Annotated in this window: 15 protein-coding genes; 7 read left to right on the top strand and 8 right to left on the bottom strand. The window is 71.6% G+C overall.

All coding sequences use genetic code 11. The features are described 5' to 3' along the window. The first annotated feature begins 133 nt into the window (after positions 1-133). Entirely contained in the window at positions 134-655 is a 522-nt protein-coding gene (locus ABEA43_RS60780) for a TetR family transcriptional regulator (protein WP_345577587.1), read from the top strand. Positions 656-708: 53 nt separating this feature from the next. On the opposite strand, the gene ABEA43_RS60775 is transcribed toward ABEA43_RS60780, so the two are convergent. Then, complete coding sequence (locus ABEA43_RS60775) at positions 709-1,806, bottom strand: ROK family transcriptional regulator (RefSeq protein WP_345577585.1); 1,098 nt, start codon at positions 1,804-1,806, stop codon at positions 709-711. A 100-nt stretch (positions 1,807-1,906) separates the two neighbouring features. Here ABEA43_RS60775 and ABEA43_RS60770 point away from each other — a divergent pair, with 100 nt between their 5' ends. Beyond that, positions 1,907-3,136: a Gfo/Idh/MocA family protein gene (locus ABEA43_RS60770; RefSeq protein ID WP_345577583.1), complete on the top strand. Its 1,230-nt coding sequence runs from the start codon at positions 1,907-1,909 to the stop codon at positions 3,134-3,136. A gap of 139 nt (positions 3,137-3,275) precedes the next feature. On the opposite strand, the gene ABEA43_RS60765 is transcribed toward ABEA43_RS60770, so the two are convergent. From ABEA43_RS60765 to ABEA43_RS60755, 3 genes are all read right to left on the bottom strand, one after another. Further along, entirely contained in the window at positions 3,276-5,420 is a 2,145-nt protein-coding gene (locus ABEA43_RS60765; RefSeq protein ID WP_345577580.1) for a protein kinase domain-containing protein, read from the bottom strand. A 108-nt stretch (positions 5,421-5,528) separates the two neighbouring features. Continuing rightward, positions 5,529-6,977, bottom strand: coding sequence for a serine/threonine-protein kinase (locus ABEA43_RS60760; protein ID WP_345577577.1), 1,449 nt, complete (start codon positions 6,975-6,977; stop codon positions 5,529-5,531). 20 nt (positions 6,978-6,997) lie between these two features. Continuing rightward, on the bottom strand, positions 6,998-7,807 hold the full coding sequence (locus ABEA43_RS60755) for a TIGR03619 family F420-dependent LLM class oxidoreductase (RefSeq protein WP_345577574.1): 810 nt from the start codon (positions 7,805-7,807) through the stop codon (positions 6,998-7,000). An 88-nt stretch (positions 7,808-7,895) separates the two neighbouring features. Between ABEA43_RS60755 and ABEA43_RS60750 the strand changes: the two genes are divergently transcribed. From ABEA43_RS60750 to ABEA43_RS60735, 4 genes are all read left to right on the top strand, one after another. Next, on the top strand, positions 7,896-9,143 hold the full coding sequence (locus ABEA43_RS60750; RefSeq protein WP_345577571.1) for an LLM class flavin-dependent oxidoreductase: 1,248 nt from the start codon (positions 7,896-7,898) through the stop codon (positions 9,141-9,143). Next, positions 9,140-10,009 (top strand): TIGR03619 family F420-dependent LLM class oxidoreductase, encoded by an 870-nt coding sequence (locus tag ABEA43_RS60745; RefSeq protein ID WP_345577568.1) that lies wholly within the window; start codon positions 9,140-9,142, stop codon positions 10,007-10,009. Before ABEA43_RS60750 ends, ABEA43_RS60745 begins: the two co-directional genes overlap by 4 nt. A gap of 68 nt (positions 10,010-10,077) precedes the next feature. Then, positions 10,078-10,899, top strand: coding sequence for a HipA family kinase (locus ABEA43_RS60740; RefSeq protein ID WP_345577565.1), 822 nt, complete (start codon positions 10,078-10,080; stop codon positions 10,897-10,899). Beyond that, positions 10,896-11,273 (top strand): DUF3037 domain-containing protein, encoded by a 378-nt coding sequence (locus ABEA43_RS60735; protein WP_425570660.1) that lies wholly within the window; start codon positions 10,896-10,898, stop codon positions 11,271-11,273. The genes ABEA43_RS60740 and ABEA43_RS60735 overlap by 4 nt, the downstream gene beginning before the upstream one ends. 15 nt (positions 11,274-11,288) lie before the next feature. Here ABEA43_RS60735 and ABEA43_RS60730 read toward each other — a convergent pair whose 3' ends face one another. From ABEA43_RS60730 to ABEA43_RS60715, 4 genes are all read right to left on the bottom strand, one after another. Beyond that, a complete protein-coding gene (locus tag ABEA43_RS60730; protein WP_345577703.1) occupies positions 11,289-12,131 on the bottom strand; it encodes a GNAT family N-acetyltransferase in 843 nt (280 codons plus the stop codon). Between the two features lie 73 nt (positions 12,132-12,204). Then, positions 12,205-13,797: an alpha/beta hydrolase gene (locus tag ABEA43_RS60725; RefSeq protein WP_345577562.1), complete on the bottom strand. Its 1,593-nt coding sequence runs from the start codon at positions 13,795-13,797 to the stop codon at positions 12,205-12,207. Positions 13,798-13,907: 110 nt separating this feature from the next. Next, positions 13,908-15,080: a trypsin-like serine peptidase gene (locus ABEA43_RS60720; protein WP_345577559.1), complete on the bottom strand. Its 1,173-nt coding sequence runs from the start codon at positions 15,078-15,080 to the stop codon at positions 13,908-13,910. Between the two features lie 55 nt (positions 15,081-15,135). Continuing rightward, the gene (locus ABEA43_RS60715; protein WP_345577556.1) at positions 15,136-16,188 is read right to left on the bottom strand and encodes a trypsin-like serine peptidase; all 1,053 of its coding nucleotides are present in this window, start codon (positions 16,186-16,188) and stop codon (positions 15,136-15,138) included. Positions 16,189-16,384: 196 nt separating this feature from the next. On the opposite strand from ABEA43_RS60715, the gene dxr reads away from it, so the two are divergent. After that, positions 16,385-17,578 carry a 1-deoxy-D-xylulose-5-phosphate reductoisomerase gene (gene dxr / locus ABEA43_RS60710; RefSeq protein ID WP_345577553.1) on the top strand — a complete coding sequence of 398 codons (1,194 nt, stop codon included), beginning with the start codon at positions 16,385-16,387 and terminating at the stop codon, positions 17,576-17,578. The last annotated feature ends 3 nt before the right edge of the window (positions 17,579-17,581 follow it).

The following is a 17,581-nucleotide window of genomic DNA, read 5'->3' as shown; positions in this document are numbered from 1 at the left end:
ACCATCCACCCAGCCGTCCCAGCAACCGCGTCATCGCTCAGCCCCCACCCGACGCCCGTCCTGTACGGTCGTACAGGCCATACGATAAAGCGGGGGATGACCGGAAGGCTCTATCCCGCAGGGAAATGAGACGATGAACACAGCCGACGACACCCGTACCCGGATTCTGGCCGCTGCCAGAGAGCTCTTCGCCGAGCGCGGCTACGCGGCCACGTCACTGGCCGACATCGCCGCCGCCGTCGGCCTGACCAAGACCGCCGTCGCCTATCACTTCCATCCGAAGGACCGCCTGGCCTCCGAGCTGCTCTCCCCCGCGGCCGGCGACATGCTGGTGCTGCTCGGCACCGACCACGGCACGCGGGCGGACTTCGTCGAGGCCCTGGTCGGGTTCGCGGTGCGGTACCGCTCGGTGATCCGCCTGTTCATGGAGGACCTGGCCGCCGACGACTCCGTGCCGCAGGACGCGGAGCGCGTGACGATCCGGACGCTCAGGGACGAGATCTTCGCCAAGCTGACCGGCGACGATCCCGGCCCGGAGCTCAGGCTGAGGAGCTGGGCGCTGCTCGGCGCGCTGCAGTGGGGCGTGGTCAAGACGATGGACCTGCCGGAGGAGCAGGTCAGGACCGTCCTGCTGGAAGCCGTCCGCGGCTGCTAGAGCCGGTTGCCGGAGCTGGCGACCAGACCCGGTTGCTGGAGCCGGTTGGAGCGTCAGAGGCCGAGGATCTCGCGCTCGACGTGGTCGAGCGCCAGGCGTACCGCGCCCAGCGCCACCCCTTCGTCCCCGAACGTGGACGTGACCGCCTCAGGCGCGCTCACGCACAGCTCGGCCAGGTGCCTGCGCAGCGGTTCGAGCAGCACGTCGCCGGCCTGCGCGTAACCACCCCCGAGCACCAGCAGGTCGGGGTCGACGGCCAGGGCGAGGGCGGAGGCGCCGATCGCCAGGTGCTCGGCGTAGCGGTCGACCCGGCGCACGGCCTCGCGCTCGCCGCGCAGCGCCGCCTCGAACACCTGCGCCGCCGAGGCGTCCTTGACCAGCTCGCGGGCCGCGTCCTCCCAGCCGACCTGCCGCAGGGTGCCGATCTCGCCGGCGGCCCCGTTGCGTCCGGGATGCAGCCGCCCGCCGATGAGGATGCCCGCGCCCGCCCGGTGGCCGATCAGGACGTACACGATGTCGGAGGCGTGCTGCGCGCTGCCGCGCCAGTGCTCGGCGAGCGCGGCGAGGTTGGCGTCGTTGGCCGCCAGTGCGGCGCACCCGAACCACTGCTCCGCCAGCCCGGCCAGGTCCACGCCCGTCCAGCCGGGCAGGGTGATCGACAGCGACACCCGCCCGGTGCGGTCCACGATGCCCGGGGTGCCCGCCGCGACCGCCCACACGTGCTTGCGTGCCACGCCCGCGCCGTCCACGCACGTCAGTGACGTACGCCGGGCCGCCTCCAGCCGCTCGTGCGCCGCGGCGTCGCCGGAGACAACGGCCCGCTCCCAGGCGATCACCTCGCCGTTCAGATCGGCCAGCGCGGCCACGATGACGTCGCCGCCGACCTCCACGCCCACGACGTAGCCGGCGTCGGCGCGGAACCCGAAGCGCCGCGCGGGCCGCCCCATGACGCCCTCGTCGGGCGGCAGCTCCCTGACGTAGCCGCGTTCGCCCAGCTCGTCGAGCACCGCTTCGACCGTCTGCCTGGACAGCCCGGTGACGCGGCCGAGCTGGGTCAGCGTGGCCACACCCGCGCGGCGCAGGGCTCTGAGCGTGACCTGGGTGTTGACCTTGCGCAGGAGCGACGCGTCACCCGGCCGGAGCTCCGTCACTTATGAGACCCTTCCCCATAACTTTCTCTATTGACGTCTACGCAGGCTGGATCCTAGCATCGGCCGACATACGGAAACTGGTTACATATGTGGAGGCGTCATGGTCACTCTCGCCGTCGTCGGCGCGGGCTCGCGGGGGACCTCCTACGCCCGCCACGCCGTCGAGAGCGGGCAGGCGCGGGTGGTCGCGGTGGCGGATCCGCTGGACAGCCGCCGCGGCAGGTTCCCCGAGGCGGCGCAGTACTCCGGCTGGCGTGAGCTGGCCGCGCTGCCCCGCCAGGCGGACGCCGTCGTCATCGCCACCCAGGACCGCGACCACATCGAGCCCGCCGTGCGCTTCGCCGAGCTGGGTTACGACATCCTGCTGGAGAAGCCGATGGCGGTCTCCGAGGACGACTGCCGGGCGATCGTCGCGGCGGCCGAGCGGTCCGACGCGGTCTTCGCCGTCTGCCATGTGCTGCGCTACACCCCGTACACGCGGGCGCTCAAGGGGCTGCTCGACGCGGGCCGGATCGGCGAGATCGTCAGCATCCAGCACCTGGAGCCGGTCGGGTGGTGGCACCAGGCGCACTCATACGTGCGCGGCAACTGGCGGCGTACGGACGAGTCGACGTTCATGCTGCTCGCCAAGTCGTGCCACGACCTCGACTGGCTGGTCCACCTCACCGGCAGGCAGGTGACCCGCGTCTCCTCGTTCGGCGGGCTCAAGCACTTCCGCCCGGAGAACCGGCCGGCGGGCGCGGCCGGGCGCTGCCTGGACTGCGCGGTCGAGGCGGCCTGCCCGTACTCGGCCAAGCGCATCTACCTCCCGCTGGCCGGGAAGGCCGCCTGGCCGCTGTCGGTGCTCACGGACGACGTCTCCGAGCAGGGCGTGCTCGACGCGCTCAGGACCGGCCCGTACGGCAGGTGCGTCTACGACTGCGACAACGACGTGGTCGACCACCAGGTCGTGAACATGGAGTTCGAGGGCGGCACGACCGCGTCGTTCACCATGACCGCCTTCACCCCGGCGCTGCACCGGCAGACCCGGATCTTCGGCACCCGCGGGTCGATCGACGGCGACGGCGACCGCCTGACCGTCCACGACTTCGTCACCGGCCGCTCGGAGACCGTCGAGACCCGGCCCACGGGCGACGCGACGGCCGGGGGCGGCCATGGGGGCGGTGACGAAGGGCTGATGGACGCGTTCCTGTCCGCGGTCGCCACGCGGGACCGCTCGTCGATCCTCTCCTCGCCCGGCGAGAGCCTGCACAGCCACCTCATCGCCTGGGCCGCCGAGAGATCACGGCTGACCGGCGAGACCGTGACGCTGGAAGGAGCCCCCCGATAAGGCTCAGCCTGCCCGGCACCGCACCCGGGTGACCGCAGGAAACCCGGCACCGCGCCCGGGTGACCGCAGGAGACCCGGCACCGTGCCCGGGTGGCCGCAGGAAACCCGACGCTGCGGCCGGGTAGCCGCAGGAGAGGTGTCACTGGGCGGTGGCCGGGCCGGTCGGGGTCTCCGTGGGCTCGTTGGGGTCGGGGCCGGACTGACCGGCCAGGCCGACCACGATCAGGACCTCGGCCCCGGCCTTGGCGCATGTGCCGGACGGGACGCTCTGGCTCAGGATCGTGCCCACCTTCGACTCGTCGTCCACGACCTGCTCCCTGGAGCCGACCGTGAAGCCCGCCGCGACCAGCGCGGCCCGCCCGCTCTCGCGCGCCTGCCCGACGACCGAGGGCACCGGGGCGCCCTGACGCGCCACGGTGAGAGCCACCGTGGCGCGGCCGGAGACCCGGCTGCCCGCCCGGGGCTGGGTGGCGAGCACCCGGCCGTTCTGCTGGGGGGAGCAGACGCGGGTGATCAGACCGGCCTGGAGCCCCGCCCCGGTCAGCGCCTCCTCCGCGGCCCTGCGCTGGAGCCCGGCGAGCGCGGGCACGGCCAGGCCCGCCGACACCTCCAGCGAGACCTTGGTGCCCTTGCCGACGACGGTACCCGCGGCGGGCCTGCTGCCGACCACCTGGCCGATCTTCCTGGCCGAGTCGATTTTGGCGACGCCGCCCGGCACCAGCCCGGCCTCCTTGATCGCCCTGGTCGCGGCCGCCCTGTCCATCCCCGTCAGCGCCGGGATCGGCACCGTCACCGGCTGCGCCACCGGCGGGTCCGCGGTGGGCTTGCGATCCTCCTGCGTCGCCTTGGTCTTGGGCGGCGTGGACCTGTTGTGCGTGGTCTTGGAGGGCAGCGACCGCGAGGGCGACGGCGCGGAGGGTCCGCCCGCCTGGTTCGTCTGCTTGTCCTCGCCCATCGTCGGCATGATCACGGTGATCAGGACGGCGGCCGTGACCAGCAGGGCCGCGCAGACCGCGATGGCCGCCCGCGGCCACCCGGCCCTGGGCCGCCGCGCCGCCACGGGCCCGCTCCCGTTCCCGCTCCCCTGGCCGAACGGCCCGGCGGACCCGGCCGACGGGCCACCGTCATGAGAGCCCCCCGCGCGCTGCGGCTCCTCCGCGCCATAGGAGGAGGCCAGCCGGTAGCCGCCCGGCGCGCCCGTCGCCTCAGGCTCGGCCAGCGGCACCCTGGGCGTCGGCCCAGACCCAAGCCCAAGCCCAGACCCCAGCCCAGACTCCGGCCCAGACCCCAGACCAGATCCCGGCCCAGACCCAAGGCCAGCTCCCAGGCCAGATCCCGGCGCAGACCCCAGGCCAGGCCCCGAACCGGATCCCGGATCGGGCTCCGGGTCAGGGGTGGAGGTGGCCGGCCGGGGCTCGGGGATGAGCGGCGGCGGGACGCGCAGGATGGGGGCGGGCGGCGACCTCAGCACCTCAGCCGGGATCTCGTCCGTGCTCCCGAGCAGCGAGAACAGCAGCTCCCTGCTGCTCGGCCGGTTCCTGGCGTCCTTGTCCAGGCACGCCTCCACCAGCGTCCGCAGCCGCCCGTCCAGGCGGCCGAGCGCGGGCGCGGCGGTCAGGATGCGGTGCAGCACCGGCGCCACCGAGTCCTGCCCGAACGGCGCCGAGGCGTTGGCCGCGAAGCACATCGTCGCGCCCCACGAGAACACGTCCGCCGCCCCCGTGACGGCCGACGCCGTGATCTGCTCGGGCGCCATGTACGCCGGAGTCCCCACACCCCTGCCGCTCATCGTGGCCGCCGCGTCCAGCGCCCTGGCCAGGCCGAAGTCGATCACCCGCGGCCCGTCGGAGCCGAGCAGCACGTTCTGCGGCTTGAAGTCCCTGTGGACGATGCCCGCGCGATGGATCGCGGTGAGCGCGGTGGCCGTGCTGACGGCCAGCCGTTCGAGCGCGCCGCCGCGCCGCGGCCCGGTGAGCGCGACCTCCCGGTGCAGCGAGGGCCCGTCGATGTACTCGCTCACGATGTACGCCCGGCCGTCGTCGAACCCCGCGCCGACCACCTGCGCCGTGCAGAACCTGGCCACGTGCTTGGCCAGCTCCACCTCGCGCAGGAACGCCTGCCGCTCGTCCCCCACCGGTCCGTGCAGTAACTTGACCGCGTATGTCTCGTCGTCTCTAGAACCGAGGAACACGGCTCCCTGTCCGCCCTCGCCCAGCCGTCCGGCAAGCTCGTACTCCCCGAGACGGTGCGGGTCCCCCGTTCTGAGCGGCTGCGCCGTTGGCACGGGCCGCCTCCCCTCGCCGCCACCCGTTCCTGCTCTCTAATGAAAGCAACCGGCCGCGATCAGTCAACGGTGCGCAGGCCAATCGCGGCCTGACCGTGACACAGAGAGTCAGGAGGTACGCGCGACCTTGCCGGAATACGTCACTTCGTCCTTACCTTCGCGAGTCACCTTGATGTCCATCTGGTTCGCGTCGGCCGTCGGGAGCAGCCGCAGCGTCCCCGGATAGCACTCGCTGCCCGTGACCTGATCGACGGTGAACACCATGCCGCTGTCCGTGCGCCCGACCCGGCCGGTGCAGTGCAGGTCGGCGCCCCAGCGCATGTCGCCGCCGTCCGCGCCCAGGCGTACCTCGACGGGGAAGATCCGGTTCGCGGTGAAATGCTGGGCCGAGCCGGTCCACGTCCCTTCCAGCCCCGGTCCCTGCGCGCCGCGCAGCCAGATGGCGAACCCGGCCACCCCCATGGCCAGCCCGGCCAGCGCGACGATCACCTGCCAGGCGCGCGGCCGCCTGGCGCGTACCGCCTCGGCGGCCACGCCGGGCTTCTCGGGGTGGTCCGCGGCCACGATGGCGGGAAAGCTGGTGGTCGGGTCGGGATCCTCGATCGGCCCGGTCCCCGCGGCGGCCGGGTTCAGCGCGGCGATCAGCGCCCGCCCGGCGTCGGCCCGGGACACGCCGGAGCGCGCGACGGCCGGGGAGCGGTCGGCGTGGCCGCCGACGGCGGCCATCGCGCCGGACGACAGCACGTCCCCGGTCACGCCCTCCTGCCCCAGGAGCCGCCGCAGCACCTCCTCCGCGTCCGGCCGGTCCCCCGGCTCCGGCGCCAGGCAGGCCTCCACGATCTCGCGCAGCCGCCCGGTCAGCGCCCCCAGGTCCGGCTTCCCGTACAGGACCCTGGCCAGCACCTCCTGGTGGGTGTCCGCCGTGTACGCGTGCCGCCCCGTGGCCGTGTACGCGACGGTCAGCCCCCAGGCCCACAGGTCGGCCGCCGGTCCGGCCTGCTCGCCCTTGATGCGCTCGGGCGGCAGGTAGGCCGGGGTGCCCATGGGGATCAGGTTCGTGGTCGCGGAGGTGCCGAGGAGCCGGGAGATGCCGAAGTCGATCACGCGCGGCCCGTCGATCCCGAGCAGCACGTTGCCCGGCTTGAAGTCCCTGTGCACGACCCCCGCGCGGTGGATCGCGCCGAGCGCGGTGGCGGTGCCGATGGCCAGGCGGTCGAGCGAGCCGCCCTCCCGGGGCCCCTCGGCGATCACGTGCTCGCGCAGCGAGGGGCCTTCGACGTACTCGCTGACCAGATAGGGCCGGTCACCTTCGAGATCGGCGTCGAGGAGCTGCGCCGTGCAGAACGCCGCCACCCTGCGCACCGCCTCGACCTCGCCGAGGAACCTGCGCCGCACGGCGGGGTCGTCCGACAGCGTGGCGTGCATGAGCTTGATCGCGGCCGGCGTCCCCTGCTCGGACCGGCCGAGGTAGACCACGCCCTGACCGCCCTGGCCGAGCCTGCGTGACAGCCGGTACGACCCCAGCTGCCTCGGGTCATCGGCACGAAGCTCGGACATATCCCATCATTATGCCGCCATCAAGTGAGCTCTGCGTATTCGTCCAGCGCCCGCAGCACCACGCCGGCCGGACCACTGGGCAGCGTGGCCACCGCCTCCTCGATCCCGAGCCCGGCGTAGTAGTCCAGCTTCTCCCTCGTCGGCCGCGTCCCGAACGGGATCACCTCGGCCATCGGCCGACCGGCCTTCTCGCACGCCTCGCGCAGCGCGGGCAGCGCCGCCTTGATCCCCGCGCCGCCGATGGGCATCCAGCCGTCGGCGTACTCGGCGACGTGGGCGAACAGCTTCGGCCCCGCCGCGCCGCCCACATGGACGGGCGGGCTCGCGATCGGCTTGGGCCAGGACCAGGACGGCTCGAACCCGTCGAACGCGGCCACCTCCTCCCGCCACAACGCCCGCATCGCCAGCACGTTGCGCCTGGCCACCTCGCGGCGGCGACCGTACGGGACGCCGTGGTTCTCGATCTCCTCGACGTTCCAGCCGAAGCCGACCCCGACCACCACGCGGCCGCCGGACAGGTGGTCGAGGGTGGCGATGGCCTTGGCGGTGACGATGGGGTCGCGCTGGGCGGCGAGCAGGATGCCGGTCCCCACGCGCAGCCGCCGGGTCGCGGCGGCGGCGAAGGACAGGGCGACGAGGGGGTCGAGCGTCCGCTTGTACTCCTCGGGCAGCTCCCCCTGACCCCCGGCGGGCGGGGTGCGGCGGGAGACGGGGATGTGGGTGTGCTCGGGCAGGTAGAGCGAGTCGAAGCCGCGCTCCTCCGCCGCCACGGCCAGGTCCTGGACCGGCATGGCCAGATCGGTGGCGAACATCGTGACGCCCAGCCTCATGCCGCCTCCTCGTCGTCAACCAAGCGATTGCTCGGCTAAGATTTCCAGAGTACCTTGCGAAAGACCATCTCGCGGAAAGAGGTCCCCGGTGAAGTTTTCTATCTTCCTGAATCCGCAGATTCCAGGCTCCGGATACGCGGCCGAGGAGAACGCCAAGGCCAAGCGCCCTATCGGCCGCGACACGGAGTCCTATCAGAAGCTGCTGCACGAGGTACGGGAGATAGCCGTCCACGCCGACCAGATCGGGTTCGACGCGCTGATGATGACAGAGCACCACTTCCATTCGGAGGGCATGGAGTTCTCGGTCAACCCGCTGATGTTCCTGACCGACCTGGCCGCCAGGACCGAGCGGATCCTGCTCGCGCCGCTCGGCCTGGTGCTGCCCGCCTGGGACCCGATCAGAGCGGCCGAGGACGTGGCGCTGCTCGACCAGTTCAGCAAGGGACGGCTGCGGCTGGGGGTGGCGCGCGGCTACCAGAACCGCTGGATGAACGTCCTGGGCCAGCGCTGGCACGCGGCCGCCGCCCGCTCGGACGGCTCGGCGAGCGACACGCGCAACTTCGACGTCTTCGGCGAGGTGCTGAAGATCATGAAGATGGCGTGGACGCAGGAGACCCTCCGCTACAAGTCCGACGTGCTCGACTACCAGGTGCCCTTCCCGTACGAGGGCATCGAGGGCTGGCCCGCGCAGGAGTGGACCAAGACCTTCGGCGCGCCCGACGAGCTGTCGGAGGACGGGAAGGTGGTGGCCGTCTCCGTCTGCCCCAGGCCGTACCAGAACCCGCATCCCGAGCTGTGGCAGCCGTTCACGATCTCGGACCGGTCGGTGATCAGGGCCGCGCAGGAGAACATCCTGCCGTGGATGTTCACCCCCAACCCCGACGACCACGCCGCCAAGGCCAAGCTGTACCAGGAGGAGTCCGCCAGGCAGGGCCGCCAGTACAAACTGGGCGAGCACACCGGCATCCTCAAGATCGTCGGGATCGCGGACACCACCGAGGAGGCCATCAACACCTTCGGCCGCAGCATCCCCAAGGACTTCGCCGCCTTCTTCGGCCCCTTCGGCTATCTGGAGGTGCTGCGGAAGAAGGAGGACGAGAAACACAAGCCCATCTCCCCGGAGAAGGGCGACGCCAAGCGGATGAACGACGTGGAGATGGCCCTGTTCGGCACTCCCGACGACATCAAGCGCGGCATCCAGCGGATGCTCGACCGGATGCCCGACCTGGAATGGTTCGGGCTGTACATGCAAGGTCAGCAGGGCGTGCTGCCGCTCGACACGGTCAAGCGCAACCTGGAGCTGTTCGCCACCAAGGTCATCCCGGAGTTCCAATGAAATTCTGGCTGGGCGCCTCCTTCGTCGACACCGGCCAGTTCATGGAGCTGGCGAAGACGGCCGAGCGGTGCGGGTTCGACACGCTGACGCTGTCCGATCACCTCTTCTACGCCGATTTCGCCACGCCCTACCCGTACTCGCGGTCGGGGCGGCCGCGCTGGGACGCGCGCACGCACTGGCCCGACGTGTGGGTGACGATCGGGGCGATGGCGGCGGTGACCACCTCGCTGCGCTACTCCCCCAACGTCTACATCGCGCCGGCCCGCGACCTGTTCACCGTGGCCAAGCAGGTGTCCACGGCGGCGGTGCTGTCACACGACCGGGTCACGTTCGGGGTGGGGGTGGGCTGGTGCAAGGAGGAGTTCACCGGCACCGGGCAGGACTTCCACACGCGCGGACGGCGGCTCGACGAGATGCTGCCGGTGCTGCGCTCGCTCTGGGCCGGTGAGACGGTCAGCCCGGACGGCCTGCCCGCGCTGTCGATCTCGCCGACGCCCGCCGCCCCCATCCCCGTGTACGTGGGCGGCGACAGCGAGGCCGCCCTGCGCAGGGCCGCCCGGCTGGGCGACGGCTGGATCGGCAACCGCATCTACACGGAGGAGCAGCTCGACCCGGTGCTGGACACGCTGCGGCGGCACCTGGACGAGAACGGCAGGACCGGGCACTTCGACATCATCGCCCCGCTGGCGGTGCTCCCCGACGCGGACACCTACCGGCACTTCGCCGCCAAGGGCGTGACCGGCACCATGGCCGCCCCGTGGTGGCTGGCCACCCCGGAGGAGAAGGCCCGCTACGGCGAGGGCAGCCTGGAGCTCAAGATCGCCACCATGGAGCGCTTCGCCGAGGAGGTCATCGCCAAGTCCTGACCGCCCAGGGCCCGTCAGGCGCCGGACCGGGCTCCCGCGCCACTGAGAAGGGACGATAGCCTCATCTCGTGCTGGAAAAGATCGCGGCCACCCGTTACGTGACCCCGCTGCGGGAGGGCGGATCGCTGCCCGGCGTCGTCGAGGCCGACGATCTGGGCACGTACGTCGTGAAGTTCCGCGAGGCGGGTCAGGGGCGGCGGGTGCTCGTCGCCGAGATCATCGCCGCCGAGCTCGGGCGCAGGCTCGGGCTCAGGGTGCCGGAGCTGAAACTCATCGACCTCGATCCGCAGCTCGGCATCAGGGAGCCGGACGAGGAGGTCCAGGACCTGCTCAAGGCCAGCACCGGCCTCAACCTGGCGATCGACTTCCTGCCGGGCGCGCTCGGGTTCGAGCCGCTGGCGTGGGTGGCCGATCCGGTGCTGGCCTCCAGGGTGGTGTGGTTCGACGGGCTCATCCACAACATCGACCGGAGCTGGCGCAACCCCAACCTGCTGGTCTGGCACCATGAGACCTGGCTGATCGACCACGGCGCGGCGCTCTGGTTCCACCACAACTGGCGCACGGCCGACCCGCAGCGGCCGTTCGACGCGGACGATCACGTGCTCGCACCTTTCGCGACCGATGTGGCGGGCGCGGGCGCCCTGCTGGCCGGGAAGATCGACAGGGAGCTGCTGGAGACCGTGACGGAGCTGGTGCCCGACGAGTGGCTGTGCGACGAGCCCGGCTTCGACTCGCCAGGGGCGGTGCGCGAGGCGTACGTCGATCATCTGCTGCGGCGGGCGCACGGGCCTGGCGAATGGCTCGTACGCAGTGAGGAGCGGACGCCACGCTCCGGCCCCGGGTCCGTCGGCGAGTTCTGGCGCGGCACACGCGACGGGGGCAGCCGGTGACCAGGGACGTCTACGAGTACGCGGCGATCCGCGTGATGCCCAGGGTGGAGCGGGGCGAGCTGATCAACGCGGGCGTGCTGCTCTATTGCCAGCCGCGCGGCTACCTGTGCGCTCGGGTCGAGCTGGACCCCGTCCGGCTGCGGGCCCTCGACCCGGGGGCCGACGTCGACGCGGTGCGCCGCGCGCTGGGCGCGTACGAGCTGGCCTGCGGGGACGAGGCAGGGCCGCTGGCCGGCGAGCCCCTCGGCGGCAGGTTCCGCTGGCTGACCGCGCCGCGCAGCACGATCGTGCAGGCGGGGCCGGTGCACGCGGGCCTCACCGCCGACCCCGGCACCGAGCTGGCCAGGCTCTTCGACAAGCTCGTCCGCCTCTGACCCTCGCGGAAGAGGCTAGAAGAGCACCGACATGAACGTGTCGACCTCGTGGAAGCCCACCTTGCGGTAGACGGACCGCGCGGAATGGTTGTAGTCGTTGACGTAGAGCGAGACCACGGGGGCGAAGCAGCTCATCGCGGCCTCGACCACGGCGGCCATGCCCGCCACCGCGTGCCCCTTGCCGCGCAGCTCGGGGGCGACCCAGACGCCCTGGATCTGGCACGCGTGCGGCGTGACGGCCCCCACCTCCGCCTTGAACACGACTTTCCCGTCGTCGATGCGGGCGTAGGAGCGGCCGATCCTGATGAGCTCGGCGACCCTGGTCCGGTAGAGGGCGCCGCCGTCGCCGAGATTGGGCGAGACGCCGACCTCCTCCGTGAACATGGCCACGCACGCCGGCAGCAGGACGTCGAACTCCTCCGGCCGCACCCGGCGTACGAGAGGGTCGGGCGGCACCGGCGAGCGGCGCGAGGTGGCCATCACCGGCTGTGCCCAGCGGATCGCCCGGGCCCTGCCCCAGTGCGGCTCCAGCCGCTCCCAGAGCAGCGAGACGGCATCGACGGGGCCCACGATGGACGAGCACCGCCGCCCCTGTTTCCTGGCCCGGTCGGCGAAGGCGTGCACGGCTTCGGGACCGGCGTTGACCGGCACCATGTTGGCCCCGGCGTAACAAAGTGACACGAGGCCACCGCGCGGTCCGAACCCCCACATCTGCCCGCCGAGCCTGGCCGGATTGAGTCCGACGGCCCGCACTCTGGAGGAGACGAAGACGTTGGCGACCGGATCGGAGTCCAGCAGGGCGAGGACTTCGTCCCGGTCGCTGTCGTCGAGCACGCGCGACGCCGATGTACGCAGCATCACATGGTCAGACTACGCGAAGGGTTACCGATTAGCTCATCCGGCACTGCCCACAGTAACCCATTCTTGACGTCTACCTCCGGGCGACAAGCCCCAGCACACCGAGGATCCCGAGGAGATCGGGCTGGTTCTGGGGGGTCACCGAGGTCATGTGCGCGGCCGGGCGTGGCTCGGGCAGCGTCGCGCACGACGCGTCCTGCCTGGGCAGCGTTCCGTCCCGCAGGTACGCCGCCAGATGCCCGTCCACGCAGGTGTTGCCCGCCAGCGACACCCCGTGGTTGCCGCCGCCGTCGATCACCATGCGCGCCTTCGGGAACTGCTCGCGCATCTTCATCGCCCCCTTGTACGGCGTCGCGGCGTCGTCGCGCGACTGGAGGATGAGGAACGGCGGCAGCTTCGGCGACCCGTGCACCTGGACCGGCTGCCCGCCGCGTACCGGCCAGAAGGCGCAGGGGGCGTTGAACCAGGCGTTCGGCCAGGTCAGGAACGGCGCTCGGGAGTGCAGCCGGACCATGTCGGTCCGCCACCTGTCCCACTGGCGCGGCCACTTGGCGTCGCGGCACTGCACGCCCAGGTAGATGGCGTAGCCGTTCTCGTCCTCCGCGTCCTGCTTGCCGTGCCGGTTGTAGATGTCGAGCAGGCTCTTCACGTCGCCCTGGCGCACGTACGAGGACCAGGCCTGGGCGAACTGCGGCCAGATCTTGTCGCTGTACCCGGCCACGGTGAAGGTGTCGTCGAGCTCGCTCGGCCCGACGATCCCGCCGGCCGGGCGGGCGCGCAACCGGTCGCGCATCGCGTAATAGGCGAAGGACGCCTGCTTGGCGGTGGCGCCCAGCTTGTAGACGCTGTTGTGCTTGGCCGTCCAGGCGAGGAAGAGCCGGTGCCGGCGTTCGAAGGCGCGGTCCTGCTTGAGGTTCGACTCGTACCAGACGGTGGTGGGATCGACCGTGCTGTCCATGACGAGGCGCTTGACCCGGCTCGGGAAGAGCGTGGCGTAGACGGCGCCGAGGTAGGTGCCGTACGAGTAGCCGAGGTAGCTGATCTTCTCCTCGCCGAGCGCGGCGCGGATCGCGTCCATGTCCCTGGCGGAGTTCTCGGTCGTGAGGTGCGGGAGCAGCCACGACCAGAGGTTGCCGCAGCGGCCGGCGTACTCGGTGGCCCTGGCCAGCAGCGTCTTCTCCGCCGCCCGCCCGTGCGGCACCGCGTCGGGCCTCGGGGCCTTGTAATAGGTGGCCGGGTCCACACAGTGCACGGCCGGCTCGCTGCCGCCGACCCCGCGCGGGTCGAAGCCGACGACGTCGTAGCGCTGGCCCAGCCCCTCGGGCAGCGCCGAGGATACGAACTCCGTCAGGTTCCGTCCCGACGCCCCGGGCCCGCCCGGGTTCACCAGGAGCGTGCCCAGGTGATTGGCGTCCCTGGAGACCTTGGCCCTGATCCGGTTGAGTGCCAGTTTGATCGACTGGCCCATGGGCTCGCGGTAGTCGAGCGGCACCTTCACGGTGGCGCATTCGAGCTCGGCCGACACGGCCTTGCCCGCCACCGCGGGACAGGTCCCCCACACCACCGCGGACGCCGGCGCCCCCTTGCGGGCCATCGCATTGTCCGCGCTCGCCATCCCGGCAACCAGCACCGCGATACCGGCGACAACCCCCACTAGCCGCTTCACCCGTTCCCCTTCCTTGTCATAAGGCCTTGCGATGCTCCCGTGGGCGGCCCGGTGACGACTGCGGGTATGGGGAAAAGCTTGCCATTCTGTCATCGGTCCATTGCAGCCGGTTATGCGCGCTGCGCCGTCGCGTAGAGGGACTTGGCGGCGTCGCCCAGGTAGGGGCCGTACATCGTGCGCTGGTCGTCGACGTACTTGAAGCTGCTCAGCGACGTGATCGTGCCCTTGCCGGTCGCGGCGTCGAACGCGGTCATCCAGGGGCCGCCGCTCGAACCCGCCGTCATGTCGCAGCCCAGCCCCTGGTCGCGGGTCTGGCCGTGCGGGTCGTCCTTCAGCCGTCCCGCGCAGTAGACGAGGTGGCCGCCGTCGTACGGCGGGTCGGCCGGGTAGCCGAAGCCGAACGCCTGGCCGCCGCGGGCCACGTTGAAGCCGATCTCCTGGGTGCCCACGGCGTCGGCCACGTGCCGGCCCTTGGACGTGGCCAGGGCGACCATGCCCACGTCGTAGTCGTCGTCGCCGCTGCGCGACCAGGGGCCTGCGACGAACATGCGGCGGGCCGCGTACTGGCCGTACGGCTGCTCACTGCCCGTCCCGTAGCCGGGGACGAACGTCCAGTTCGCGGCCCACTCGCCCGCGCCGTCCTTGACGCAGTGGCCGGCGGTGACGACGACGTCCCTGTTGGCGCTCCTGATCGTGCTCGCGGAGCAGACGAAGTCGGCCCCGCCGACGGTCAGGAACACGCGGCCCGTCGTCTTGGCCACCAGGCCGCCGGTGACCCATCGGGAGCCGACGGTGCTGGTCAGCGGCTTGGCGCCGGTCCTGAGCGGGACGGCGAGGTCCCGCGCGGGGGCCAGTCCCTTGAGTACGCGAGGTGAGACGGGCAGCTTGCGCGCCTCGGAAACCGTGCGGGCCTCGGAAACCGTGCGGGCCTCGGCCGCGGAACGGGTCCTGGGAGCGGCGCCGGTCTTGGGGGCCGTACGAGCCGCGCCGGTCAGACCGCCGCCCAGCAGGCCGTCGGCGCTCGTCACGAGGTCGAGCAGGCCGATCGGCAGCGCCTTGGCCATCCGCTCCGGCGTCCAGTAGTCGAGCACGCGCTGCTGCTCGGCCGCGGTGCGGGCGGCCGCGTGCTCGACTATCTCGGTCCTGGCCCGCCGTGGCTCGTGGACGGGTGCGACGGCGGGTCGATCGGCCTGCTGCGAACCGGGGGCCGCGCCGATGAGGGCGGGGCCCAACAGCCCCGCCAGGAGCGGAGCTGCCGCAAGCAGGGGGGTGCTCAAGGTCATGCCCCCCGAGTGTGCACTACGAGATGTGTTCTTGTGACTACTTTCGGTAAGTTGCTCAGAGTGCGCCGGTGGTTTGGGCGGCTTGGTAGACGGCCTGCGCCTCGTTCCCGAAATATGGGCCGAACATCCAATTGGCGGCGAAGTTGTATTTGAAGCTGTTGACGGAATTCTGCGTGCCGAGTCCGGTCGATTCGTTGAAATTCAGCATCCAGGGGCCGCCGCTCGATCCGCCCGTCATGTTGCAGGTCAGGCCGAGGTCGTCGGTCAGCAGGAAGTCGTCGAAGGCCCGGCCGCTGCAGTAGATCAGCTTCGAGCCGTCGTAGGGTGCTGCCGCCGGATAGCCGAACGCGTACATCTGCTGGCGTCGTTGCTGGTTGAAGGCCACGCCCTGGCCGCCCACGGCGTCCACCAGCGTCTTGCCCTGCAGCGGCGCGACCACGGCGGCGGCGACGTCGAAACCGATGTCCTCACTGGCGTTCCACTGCGGCGTGGTCAGCAGTCTGGTGGCGGCCCAGGTGCCGAAGGGGCGGTTGCCGGCGTTGTAGCCCGGCACGAAGACCCAGTTCGTGTGGAAGGCGCCGTTCAGCTTCACGCAGTGGCCCGCGGTGAGCACCACGCTCTTGTTCGCGCTGGTCACCGCCGAGCCCGAGCACGAGGCGTTGCGCCCCTGCGTGGTGAAGAAGACCCGCCCGGTGGTCCGCACGACCGTGCCGCCGCCGGCCCACGGCTCACCCGGGCTCCTGGCCGATTGCACCGCCGCGGCGCCACCGCCGCTGGGAGCGCTGGTGGGCGGCGCCGTCCACGGGGTGCCCTCGGTGGGCTCTCCAGGCTGCCCCGCATCCGCCGCCAGCCCGCCCTTGCCTTGCTGGGGTCTCGGTGCGTCCAGCGGCGGTGCCGCCTCCATCCTGCGCTCGGTCCAGTACGTCAGCACCTGCCGCTGCTCGGACGCCGAGTCCGCCGCCGCGTGCTGCGCCGGCTTCGGCCGCGCCTGTAAGGAAACCTGCGCGGACGCGCGGGCGTCGGCCTGCGCCCCTCCCGCGGGGAGCAACAGGACCACGCTCCCCGCGACGAGCGTGAGGGTGGAGAGCAGAGCAAGTCTGCGGTGCATTACGTACCTCCCGAAACCGGACCTGGGCTTGGAAAGTAGCGGCACCAATATCCCGATTTCTCAAGATATGCGCATACCGATATAGCGATATTCGGGCACAAATTCACTGTGTTATCTCGAGTCACATAACTGCGGGACTTCCGGTACGACGGGTCCCGCGTGCCCGACTGCGCCGCGCAGCGGGGACAATGGACACGTGCATGAAGAGACCCTCCGCTCAGTCGTCGTGCTCGGCTCCACCGGTTCGATCGGCACCCAGGCCCTCGACGTCATCGCCACCGCCGGCCCTGGCGCGTTCCGGGTCGCGGGGCTCGCGGCAGGCGGCGCCAAGGTCGAGTCGCTGGCCAGGCAGGCGGCCGAGTTCGGGGTCGAGGTCGTGGCGGTGGCCGACGCCTCGGCCGTTCCCGCGCTGAAGGAGGCGCTGGCGGCGCACGGCGTCGCGCCCACGGTGCTCGGCGGCCAGGACGGCGTCGCGGCGGTGGCCGGCTGGGAGTGCGACATGGTGCTCAACGGCATCACCGGCGCGCTCGGGCTGACCTCCACGCTGGTCGCGCTGGAGGCGGGCAGGACGCTCGCGCTGGCCAACAAGGAGTCCCTGATCATCGGCGGGCCGCTGGTCAAGCGGCTGGCCAAGCCGGGCCAGATCCTGGCGGTCGACTCCGAGCACTCGGCGATCCAGCAGTGCCTGTGGGCCTCCGGGCCGGACGGCCACGACCCCGAGAGCGTCCGCCAGCTGGTGATCACCGCCAGCGGCGGGCCGTTCAGGGGCATGAAGCGCGAGGAGATGGCCGACGTCACGCCCGAGATGGCGCTGGCCCACCCCACCTGGTCCATGGGCCCGGTGATCACCATCAACTCCGCCACCCTGGTCAACAAGGGGCTGGAGGTGATCGAGGCACATCTGCTGTTCGACCTGGGGTTCGACCGGATCGAGGTGGTCGTCCACCCGCAGTCGATCATCCACTCCATGGTCGAATACGTCGACGGCTCCACGATCGCGCAGGCCAGCCCGCCCGACATGCGGCTGCCGATCGCGATGGCGCTCGGCCACCCGCACCGCATCCCCGGCGCGGCGCGGCCCATCGACTGGACCAAGGCGCACACGTGGACGTTCGAGCCGCTGGACGACCGGGCGTTCCCGTCGGTCGCGCTGGCCAGGCACGTCGGCAGCGCGGGCGGCACCGCGCCCGCCGTCTACAACGCGGCCAACGAGGCGTGCGTGGAGGCGTTCATGCGGGGCGCGCTGCCCTTCCTGGCGATCGTCGACACCGTGGCCCAGGTCGTGACGGAGCATGAGGTCACCCCGGCCGGCTCCGTGGACGAGGTGCTGGCGGCCGACGCCTGGGCCCGTGCGCGTGCGGCCGAACTCACAGTCGGGCAGTCCCGCTGACTA

The organism is Nonomuraea rosea, assembly GCF_039539705.1.
In the GTDB taxonomy this organism is placed as follows: domain Bacteria; phylum Actinomycetota; class Actinomycetes; order Streptosporangiales; family Streptosporangiaceae; genus Nonomuraea; species Nonomuraea rosea.
This window is presented reverse-complemented; position numbering and strand designations above follow the sequence as displayed.

Coding starts and splice junctions, on each gene's coding strand:
- ABEA43_RS60780 (WP_345577587.1), top strand. CDS start 134: ATGAACACAGCCGACGACACCCGTACCCGGATTCTGGCCGCTGCCAGA.
- ABEA43_RS60760 (WP_345577577.1), bottom strand. CDS start 6,977: ATGTCCGAGCTTCGTGCCGATGACCCGAGGCAGCTGGGGTCGTACCGG.
- ABEA43_RS60755 (WP_345577574.1), bottom strand. CDS start 7,807: ATGAGGCTGGGCGTCACGATGTTCGCCACCGATCTGGCCATGCCGGTC.
- ABEA43_RS60715 (WP_345577556.1), bottom strand. CDS start 16,188: ATGCACCGCAGACTTGCTCTGCTCTCCACCCTCACGCTCGTCGCGGGG.
- ABEA43_RS60745 (WP_345577568.1), top strand. CDS start 9,140: ATGAAATTCTGGCTGGGCGCCTCCTTCGTCGACACCGGCCAGTTCATG.
- ABEA43_RS60770 (WP_345577583.1), top strand. CDS start 1,907: ATGGTCACTCTCGCCGTCGTCGGCGCGGGCTCGCGGGGGACCTCCTAC.
- ABEA43_RS60720 (WP_345577559.1), bottom strand. CDS start 15,080: ATGACCTTGAGCACCCCCCTGCTTGCGGCAGCTCCGCTCCTGGCGGGG.
- ABEA43_RS60730 (WP_345577703.1), bottom strand. CDS start 12,131: ATGCTGCGTACATCGGCGTCGCGCGTGCTCGACGACAGCGACCGGGAC.